We start from the raw sequence: 8,622 nt of genomic DNA, 5'->3' as shown, positions 1-8,622 counted from the left end.
CCCCCCCCCCCCCCCCACCAGTCAGGTCGTGGTCAGTGTTGGTAGGTGCCCACGAGGATCGCCCGGCCGGCGGTCTTGAAGGCCAGGTTGAAGCTCACCACCGCCGGCGTCGCGTCGCTGTCGACGCCCAGGGTCTCCTCGGTGACGGCGTGCACCACGAAGAAGTAGCGGTGCACCTGATCGCCGGCCGGGGGCGCGGCCCCGACGAACGCCTTCTCGCCCATGTCGTTGCGGCACATGAACGCGTTGCCGGGCAGCTCGGCGCCGGCGGCGCCGATCCCGGCGGGCAGGCTGGTCACGTCCGCCGGCAGGTCGACCAGCACCCAGTGCCAGAAGCCGCTCGGCGTCGGTGCGTCCGGATCGAAGCAGGTCACCGTGTAGCTCCTGGTGCCCTCCGGCGCGCCGCTCCACGACAGGGCGGGCGAGGTGTTGCCGAACTCGGCGACCTGGTCGTCCTTGAGCGGCTGGCCGTCGATGACGTCGGCGCTGGTCAGCGTGAAGCTCGGCACGGCGGGCAGCAGCGGGTACGGGTCGGGTGAGACCGGGCGGTCGAGGGACATGCGGGCTCCTTCGAAGTCGAGTTCGGCCGAGTGATGTCTGCTCCGAACCTAGTCCGCCCGACCACGCCTTGCCATCTGCGCCGTGCCATCTGCGCCGCGACGGCTGTCCGCTGGCTGACCCCGGGCCGCCCCGGCAGAGTCGGGTGGCGGAGGATAGGCGGCGTGGTCGAACCTGCGCCGTACCCCTCGGGACTGATCCTCACCGGCCGCCGTGTCGTGGTCGTCGGCGGCGGCCAGGTCGCCCAGCGCCGGGTGCCGGCGCTGCTCGCCGCCGGGGCCGACGTGCTGCTGGTCTCGCCCGAGGTCACCCCGGCCCTGGAGGGCCTGAGCGCGGAGCTGACCTGGGTCCGGCGCGAGTTCGAGGAGGGGGACCTCGACGGCGCCTGGTACGTCGTGGCGGCCACCAACCTGTCCGACGTCAACGAGCGGGTCGGCCTGGCCGCCGAGGAGCGCCGCATCTTCTGCGTGCGCTCGGACGACGCCGGTCGGGCCACCGCCTGGACGCCGGCCGTCGGGCGGCACGGCAGCGTGACGGTCGCCGTCCTGGGGAACCGGGAGCCGCGCCGCTCCGCGGCCCTGCGCGACGCGGTGCTGGAGGGACTGCGCGAGGGCACCATCGCCGACCGCCGCGAGCGGGACCGGGTGGCCGGCGTGACCCTGGTGGGCGGCGGGCCGGGCGACCCCGACCTGGTCACCGTCGCCGGCCGCAAGGCGCTGATGGAGGCCGACGTGGTGGTCGCCGACCGGCTGGCGCCGCGCGAGCTGCTCTCCGACCTGCCGGCCGACGTCGAGCTGATCGACGTGGCCAAGCTGCCGCGCGGCCGCTCCGCGCAGCAGGAGGAGATCAACCGGGTGATCGTCGAGCGCGCGCTGGCCGGCAAGGCGGTGGCGCGGTTCAAGGGCGGCGACAACTTCGTGTTCGGCCGCGGCTACGAGGAGATCATCGCCTGCCGTGAGGCGGGCATCCCGGTGCGGGTGATCCCCGGACTGACCTCGCCGGTGGCGGTGCCCGGCCTGGCGGGCATCCCGGTCACCCACCGGGGCGTGACGCACGAGTTCACGGTGATCTCGGGGCATGTGCCGCCGGGCCACCCCGCGTCGTTGACCAACTGGTCGGCGGTGGCGGCGCTCACCGGCACGCTGGTGCTGATGATGGCGGTCGAGAACGCACCGGCCATCGCCGCCGCCCTGCTCGATGGCGGCCGCCACCCGGACACGCCGGTGGCGGTGGTCTGCGACGGCAGCATGCCCACCGAGCGCACCGTGCTGAGCACCCTGGGCGACCTTCCCGCCGACCTGGTCGCCCACGACGTACGCCCGCCGGCGATCATCGTGGTCGGCGAGGTGGTCGGGATCGCGTTCCCCAAGCCGCCCCCCAAACTGTCACCGTGACAGGTTGGGGGTCGGTTGATAGTTCGGAAGTGTCACCTACGGCGCAAAGTGTCACGGTGACACTTTGGCGGGGGAACGGCGGGCGGTGACGTAGCAGGCGACGGCGGTGGCGGCCGCGACGTTGAGCGAGTCGACGCCGGCATGCATCGGGATGACCGCCCGGCGCGAGGCGGTCTGTTGCCAGCGCTCGGAGAGCCCGTGGCCCTCGGAGCCCAGCACCAGCGCGACCCTGTCGACGCCGGCGACGGCCTGTTCGATCTCGACCGCATCCTCGGCGAGGGTGAGGGCGACGGTGGTGAAGCCGGCGCGCTCGAGCGCGGGCAGCGCGTCGTACCAGTCCGGCAGCCGAGTCCACGGCACCGCGAAGACGGTTCCCATCGCGACCTTGACCGAACGTCGGTAGAGCGGGTCGGCGCACCGCGGCGCGAGCAGGACGGCGTCGAAGCCCAGCGCCGCGCCGCAGCGGAAGATCGCGCCGACGTTGGTGTGGTCGACGATGTCCTCGCAGACCAGCACCGAGCGCGCGCCGTCGAGCACCTCGGCGACGGTGGGGAGCGGCCGGCGCTCCAGCGAGGCGAGCGCGCCCCGATGCACGTGAAAGCCGGTGACCTGCTCGGCGAGCGCCTCGGAGATGACGTAGCAGGGTGCGTCCGAGGCGTCGAGCACGTCGGCGAGCCCGGCCAGCCAGCGCGGCGCCATCAGGAACGACCGGGCGCGGTGACCGGCAGCGGCTGCTCGGCGTACCACCTTGGCGCCCTCGGCCAGGAACAGTCCCCGCTCCGCCTCCAGCGACTTGCGCAGCTCGACGTCGCGCAGGTCGCGGTAGTCGGCCAGTCGCGGATCGGCCGGGTCGGTGATCTCGATCAGCTCGGCCACCGGGCGACGCTCAGGCCGGCCAGCCGGCCGGGTAGTCGGCGGCCGCCTTGTCGTGCTGCTTCTGCAGCTTCTTGCGGGCCTTGGTGGGGATCCGGTCGCCGAAGACGGTGCCGACGGTGTGGTCGGTCTCGTGCTGCAGGCAGCGGGCGAGCAGGCCGTCGCCCTCGAAGTGGACCGGCTCGCCGTCCAGCCCGACGCCGTCCACGGCGGCGTGGTCCGGGCGGGCGCACTCGACGAACGCCCCCGGGAAGGACAGGCAGCCCTCCTGGTCCTCGTCGAGCACCCGGTCGCGGCCCTCGGGCAGCGTCAGCACCGGGTTGCAGACCACGCCGACGGTGCGGGTGCCACTGGCGTCGGGGCAGTCGAAGACGAACATCGCCAGGTCCTCGCCGATCTGGCAGGCGGCCAGCCCGACCCCGTCCGCGGCGTACATGGTGGCGACCATGTCGGCGGCCAGCGCCCGCAACGCCTCGTCGAAGACCGTGACCTTGGCCTGGGGGCGATGCATCACCGGCGTGCCCCAGCGGGTCATCGGCCGGACCTTCCCGCCACTCGGAAGGGCGCCGTACGGCGCGTTCACCTGCTGTGCTGCGGCCTCGTCCACGGCGCTCACCCTACCGGTCGGCCGACACCGCGCCCCGGCCGGAGGTCGATGTGAGCGGCTCCACGGGGCGAGGTGTAGACGCTGGTGTAACTGAGAGTTACAGTCGCGGCATGTCTCTCCTCAACAACCTCAAGGGCGGTGGCCGCTTCGGCGTGCCGTCCAGCGAGAGTCGCGACCCGATCGGGTACCTCGTCGCCGGGCTCAACCGGGTGGCGCAGAGCGACCTGCTGGACCGCTTCGGGATCCGCAAGCAGACCGAGCAGACCGTCTTCACGGTGACCCGTGGCGGCTTCAAGGTGGCCACCAACGCCGGCCGCACGTTCAAGCGGGCCGGCAGCCGCGGTAAGGCGGGAGTGCGGGTGCCGAGCGCGCAGTCGCGAGGCGTCTTCGACATCACGCCGAGCGAGGACGAGCAGATGCTCGTCGACGTCGTGAGCGAGTACGCCGAGGAGATCCTGCGCCCCGCGGCCGCGGCGGCCGACGAGGCCTGCCAGGCGCCCGACGAGGTGCTCAAGGCGAGCCTGGAGATCGGCCTGCCGATCCTCGGCGTGCCGGAGGCGCTCGGCGGGATCTCCGAAACCCGCTCGGCGACCGCCGGGACGCTGGTCGCCGAGGCACTGGCCAAGGGCGACATGGGCCTGGCGGTGGCGGTGCTCGCACCCGGTGCCGTCGCGACCGCGCTGGGGCTGTGGGGGAGTGACGAGCAGCAGCAGACCTACCTGCCGGCCTTCACCGGTGAGGACGTGCCTGCTGCGAGCCTGGCCCTCAACGAGCCGACCGTGCTCTTCGACGCGCTGAAGCCGGCGACCACCGCCACCCGGACTGCCGGCGGGTTCGTGCTCAACGGCACGAAGTCGCTGGTGGCGCGCGGCGCCGACGCCGAACTGTTCGTGGTCGGCGCCAGCCTCGAGGGCACGCCGACGCTGTTCCTGGTCGAGTCGTCGACCCCGGGCCTGACCGTGGCGGGCGACCCGGCGATGGGCGTGCGGGCGGGCGGCTTCACCACGCTGACGCTCACCGACGTGAAGGTCGGTCCCGATGCCGTCCTGGGCGAGCGGGACGGGTCGACGTACACCGACTGCGTGCGGCTCTCGCGCCTGGCATGGTGCGCGCTAGCCGTCGGCACCGGGCAGGCGGTGCTGGACTACGTCACGCCGTACGTGAAGACCCGGGAGGCGTTCGGGGAGCCGATCGCGCACCGGCAGGCGGTCGCCTTCATGGTCGCCGACATGGCCATCGAGCTGCAGGCGATGCGGCTGGTCACCTACAAGGCCGCGGCTCGCGTCGCCCAGGGCATCGACGCCACCCGCGAGATCGCACTCGCCCGTCGACTGTGCGCCGAGAAGGGCATGCGGATCGGCCTGGACGGCGTCCAGCTGCTCGGCGGCCACGGCTTCACCAAGGAACACCCGGTCGAGCGCTGGTACCGCGACCTGCGGGCCATCGCTGTCATGGAAGGGACGGTGCTGGTATGAACCACCCCATTCGAATGCTCGCTTCGCTCCGCTTCGAACGGGGGACCCGGTGATGGCCATCAACCTCGAGGACCCGAAGCGGCTGCGCCCGATCCGCGACCAGGTGCACCAGGTCGCGATGAACATGCTGCGGCCGATCTCGCGCAAGTACGACAAGGCCGAGCACGTCTACCCCAAGGAGCTCGACATGCTCGCCGCGATGGCCGACGGCCTCGCGGAGTCGGGTGCGGGCGAGGGGGCCGGCGCGGCCGGCGTACGGCGGGACAACACCGACGACGGCACGATCAAGAACGGCTCCAACATGGCCTCGGTGATGACCGTCGCCGAGATGTGCTGGGGCGACGTGGGTCTGCTGCTGTCGATGCCGCGCCAGGGGTTGGGCAACTCCGCGATCGCGTCCGTCGCTGACGACGAGCAACTGGAGCGGTTCAAGGGCCTGTGGGCGTCGATGGCGATCACCGAGCCGTCGTTCGGCTCCGACTCGGCGCAGGTGTCGACCACCGCGGTCAAGGACGGGGACCACTACGTCCTCAACGGCGAGAAGATCTTCGTCACCTCCGGGGAGCGCTCGGATGCGGTGGTGGTCTGGGCGACGCTGGACAAGTCGCTGGGGCGAGCCGCGATCAAGTCCTTCGTCGTGCCCAAGGGCACGCCGGGCCTGAAGGTGGAGCGGCTGGAGCACAAGCTCGGCATCAAGGCCTCCGACACCGCCACGATCACGTTCACCGACTGCCGGGTGCCGGCAGAGAACCTGCTCGGCAGTCCGGAGATCGACGTCAAGCAGGGTTTCGCCGGCGCAATGGCGACCTTCGACAACACCCGGCCACTGGTCGCGTCGATGGCGGTGGGCTGCGCGCGCGCCTCGCTCGACCTGACTCGCGAGCTGCTTGCCAAGGCGGGCGTCGAGGTCGACTACGACCGGCCGGCGACGGTGCAGTCGGCGGCGGCCGCGAAGTTCCTGCAGATGGAGGCCGACTGGGAGGGCGCCTATCTGTTGATGATGCAGGCCGCCTGGATGGCGGACAACCGCAAGCCCAACTCGCTGGAGGCATCGATGGCCAAGGCGAAGGCGGGCCGGGTCGGCTCCGACATCACGCTCTCGTGCGTGGAGCTGTGCTCCTCGGTCGGGTACGCCGAGGGCGAGCTGCTGGAGAAGTGGGCACGCGACTCGAAGATCCTCGACATCTTCGAGGGCACCCAGCAGATCCAGCAGCTCATCGTGGCGCGCCGCGTGCTGGGGCTGACCAGCTCCGAGCTGAAGTAGGAGACGGCGCGGACGGGGCTGCCGTCGCGCGCAGGCGTGGCCGCGCTTCCAGGCCCTATCCTCGGGCGTCGTGACCGTGTTGATCGTCTCCGCGACGCCCGAGGAAGCCACCCACGTTCCGGCCGGGATGCGGGTCCTGGTGACAGGCGTCGGCAAGGTGCCGGCCGCCGCCGCGGTGGCGCGGGAGCTGGCCCTCGACGCGGGCATCGACCAGGTCGTCAACATCGGCTCGGCCGGTGCGCTGCACGACCACCTGGAGGGGTTGCACGAGGTCGCCCGGGTGCTCAACCACGACCTGTCCGCCGACGTGCTGCGCGCGCTGGGCTACGACCCGCAGGAGTGGCTCGACCTGCCGGTGACCGGCCCCGGGGTGCGGCTGGCCACCGGCGACCTCTTCGTCACCGATCCAGCGGTGCGCGCCCACCTGGCCGCGCAGGCGGACCTGGTGGACATGGAGGGGTACGCCGTGGCCTGGGCCTGTCGCCGCGCCCGGGTGCCGGTGCGGCTGGTCAAGCATGTCTCCGACCGCGCCGACGAGGGCGCGTTCGCGTGGCCGGAACTGGTCGAGCTCAGTGCTCGCGCGCTGGGGGAGTGGCTGGCCGAGAACATCACTCCCCTGGGGTGATCCCGGGAATCTCGTCGCCGTAGTCGCGCTCCACCTCGGCGGCGATCGCCGGCGGGACGTGCGGGGCCGGTCCGCGGCTCTCGACGGGCCGGTCATCCGGGTCCTGCTCGAGGTCGGGCTCTGGGACAGGTTCCACCGCGGCCCGCGCGGGCTCCGCGGGTTCGGCCGGTTCCGCGGGCTCCGGGCGGTCGGAGCCCGGAGCGGGCCGGTGGATCGGCGCCCGGTCGGCGGTGTCCGCCGGCGCGGCCGCCTCCGTCGGGGGCGGCACCCGGTCGTCCCGCTCCGGGGTGAGCAGGCCCTGGACCAGCCGGGTGCCCTCACGCACCGTGCGGAACGGGTGGAAGCTGGCGTCGATCACGGCGGGCACGGATCGGACGAGTCGGCGGCTCGCGGTCCGCAGGTCGGCTGCGAACCCAGCGACGGTCGGCATGGACGCTCCTCTCGGTCGGCTCATCCACCTCCCGTACCCACCCGCGCGCGGCCACAACGGGACGCCGGCGACGTGGTTCAGCCGCGCGAGCTGTTCGCCGTACGACCGCGGACGATGCCGATGAAGGTCTGCACCCTCGGGTCCTCGTCGTCGACCCGCCAGGCCAGCCCGACGGTCGTGGGGGAGAGGTCGGCGACCGGTCGGGCCACCACGTCCTTGCGATGGAACAGCCGTGCGACCGAGGCTGGCACAATCACCACGCCCGTGCCCGCCGCGACGGTCTCGATGGCCTCCTGCTCGCTCATCGGGGGCCAGTCCAGCTGGGGAACCTCGGGCGTCCAACCGGACGCGTGCGGCCGGACCAGTTGCTCCTCGGCCAACTCGGCGAGAGTGACCTCCTCGGCGAGCGACAGGTAGTGCTCGCGGCCGACCACCGCGACCTGACGCTCGTCGTAGAGCGGGATGCAGTGCAGCCCGTCACGGGCGATCGGCAGTCGGACCAGCGCCATCGAGACCTCGCCGGCACGGACGCCGTCCAGCTGCCCCGCCTCGCTCACCGGGATCAGCTCCAGCCGCTCCCGGCTGCGCTCGCGCCAGATTCGTGCCCACTTGTCCGGCGTCGCGCCGGTGACGAAGGCGATCGAGAAGGTCACCGGAGGATTATCCCGGCCCGGCCCGAAACCGCCGCACGGACGCGGCCCTCCTGGCATGATCCGGTGCCGCACCGACCCGGAGGAGAGCCGTGACCACCGCATCGACGCCGCCGAGCGGTACGGCGAGCGCGCCGCTCACGAGCTGGCCCGTCTGGGTCGCGGCCAGCGTGACCGTCGCCGTCGTCGTGGTGACCATGACGTGGACGACCCGCTTCTGGCGCGATGTGGCGAGCGCATTCGAAGGCGCCAACGCCGTGCTCGTCCTGCTGGTGCTGGCGCTGCCCGTCCTCGACGACTCGCCGGCGCGCCGACTGCTCCGCTGGTGGTCGGACAGGTCCGAGGCCGTCAGCGACGCCTGGTGGCACAACCGCCGGTTGGCCGCCGTCGGCGTCGGGGTCAACCTGGGCCTGTTCGGGCACACCGTGGTGTCCCACGTGCAGTGGGTCGCCGACACCGAGCCGAAGAGTGACTGGTGGGCATGGCTGATCGGAGCCGGGGTGTTCGTTCTCGTGCTGCTCGGTCTCGAGCTCAGGCACTCGCCGACGGTCAGGTGGAAGGCTCCGGCGTTCTGCCTCCTGCTGGGCGTCATCGCGCTGCTGGCGTGGCTGCCGCCGCGACTGGGCGCCTGACCGAGATCGGCGTGTGCCCGTAGCCCCGCGGCCTCGTGGGCGTTAGACGGACGTGACGCCAACCACCGACCAGCGCATCCCGCGGGCCTCGCTCCGCGAGGAGTGGTCGGTCTC

General features: G+C 72.4%; 10 protein-coding genes. 5 read left to right on the top strand and 5 right to left on the bottom strand.

Features of this window, described 5'->3' with window-relative positions:
- Positions 1-32: 32 nt before the first annotated feature.
- Complete coding sequence (locus tag VHA72_RS04260; protein ID WP_325573199.1) at positions 33-560, bottom strand: YbhB/YbcL family Raf kinase inhibitor-like protein; 528 nt, start codon at positions 558-560, stop codon at positions 33-35.
- A 162-nt stretch (positions 561-722) separates the two neighbouring features.
- Between VHA72_RS04260 and cobA the strand changes: the two genes are divergently transcribed.
- A complete protein-coding gene (cobA, locus tag VHA72_RS04255) occupies positions 723-1,952 on the top strand; it encodes a uroporphyrinogen-III C-methyltransferase (protein ID WP_325573198.1) in 1,230 nt (409 codons plus the stop codon).
- Between the two features lie 51 nt (positions 1,953-2,003).
- Here cobA and VHA72_RS04250 read toward each other — a convergent pair whose 3' ends face one another.
- Together VHA72_RS04250 and def are read right to left on the bottom strand one after the other, a co-directional pair.
- Positions 2,004-2,828, bottom strand: coding sequence for a TrmH family RNA methyltransferase (locus VHA72_RS04250; protein WP_325573197.1), 825 nt, complete (start codon positions 2,826-2,828; stop codon positions 2,004-2,006).
- A 10-nt stretch (positions 2,829-2,838) separates the two neighbouring features.
- Positions 2,839-3,360 carry a peptide deformylase gene (def, locus tag VHA72_RS04245; RefSeq protein WP_325573200.1) on the bottom strand — a complete coding sequence of 174 codons (522 nt, stop codon included), beginning with the start codon at positions 3,358-3,360 and terminating at the stop codon, positions 2,839-2,841.
- A gap of 182 nt (positions 3,361-3,542) precedes the next feature.
- On the opposite strand from def, the gene VHA72_RS04240 reads away from it, so the two are divergent.
- The 3 genes from VHA72_RS04240 (at position 3,543) to VHA72_RS04230 (ending at position 6,796) form a co-directional block, all read left to right on the top strand.
- On the top strand, positions 3,543-4,907 hold the full coding sequence (locus VHA72_RS04240; RefSeq protein WP_325573196.1) for an acyl-CoA dehydrogenase family protein: 1,365 nt from the start codon (positions 3,543-3,545) through the stop codon (positions 4,905-4,907).
- Between the two features lie 52 nt (positions 4,908-4,959).
- Complete coding sequence (locus VHA72_RS04235) at positions 4,960-6,171, top strand: acyl-CoA dehydrogenase family protein (protein WP_325573195.1); 1,212 nt, start codon at positions 4,960-4,962, stop codon at positions 6,169-6,171.
- 70 nt (positions 6,172-6,241) lie between these two features.
- Positions 6,242-6,796: a nucleosidase gene (locus VHA72_RS04230; RefSeq protein ID WP_325573194.1), complete on the top strand. Its 555-nt coding sequence runs from the start codon at positions 6,242-6,244 to the stop codon at positions 6,794-6,796.
- On the opposite strand, the gene VHA72_RS04225 is transcribed toward VHA72_RS04230, so the two are convergent.
- Both VHA72_RS04225 and VHA72_RS04220 read right to left on the bottom strand, forming a co-directional pair.
- Positions 6,780-7,226 (bottom strand): hypothetical protein, encoded by a 447-nt coding sequence (locus VHA72_RS04225; protein ID WP_325573193.1) that lies wholly within the window; start codon positions 7,224-7,226, stop codon positions 6,780-6,782. The genes VHA72_RS04230 and VHA72_RS04225 overlap by 17 nt on opposite strands.
- Positions 7,227-7,303: 77 nt before the next feature.
- Positions 7,304-7,879 carry a LysR family substrate-binding domain-containing protein gene (locus VHA72_RS04220; protein ID WP_325573192.1) on the bottom strand — a complete coding sequence of 192 codons (576 nt, stop codon included), beginning with the start codon at positions 7,877-7,879 and terminating at the stop codon, positions 7,304-7,306.
- Between the two features lie 89 nt (positions 7,880-7,968).
- Here VHA72_RS04220 and VHA72_RS04215 point away from each other — a divergent pair, with 89 nt between their 5' ends.
- Positions 7,969-8,508 carry a hypothetical protein gene (locus tag VHA72_RS04215; protein ID WP_325573191.1) on the top strand — a complete coding sequence of 180 codons (540 nt, stop codon included), beginning with the start codon at positions 7,969-7,971 and terminating at the stop codon, positions 8,506-8,508.
- Positions 8,509-8,622 lie beyond the last annotated feature (114 nt).

Source organism: Nocardioides sp., assembly GCF_035547795.1.
Classification (GTDB): Bacteria; Actinomycetota; Actinomycetes; order Propionibacteriales; family Nocardioidaceae; genus Nocardioides.
This window is presented reverse-complemented; position numbering and strand designations above follow the sequence as displayed.

Excerpts from the sequence above, each read along its gene's own strand:
- VHA72_RS04260 (WP_325573199.1), bottom strand. The coding sequence starts at position 560 with ATGTCCCTCGACCGCCCGGTCTCACCCGACCCGTACCCGCTGCTGCCC.
- def (WP_325573200.1), bottom strand. The coding sequence starts at position 3,360 with ATGACCCGCTGGGGCACGCCGGTGATGCATCGCCCCCAGGCCAAGGTC.
- VHA72_RS04240 (WP_325573196.1), top strand. The coding sequence starts at position 3,543 with ATGTCTCTCCTCAACAACCTCAAGGGCGGTGGCCGCTTCGGCGTGCCG.
- VHA72_RS04235 (WP_325573195.1), top strand. The coding sequence starts at position 4,960 with ATGGCCATCAACCTCGAGGACCCGAAGCGGCTGCGCCCGATCCGCGAC.
- VHA72_RS04225 (WP_325573193.1), bottom strand. The coding sequence starts at position 7,226 with ATGCCGACCGTCGCTGGGTTCGCAGCCGACCTGCGGACCGCGAGCCGC.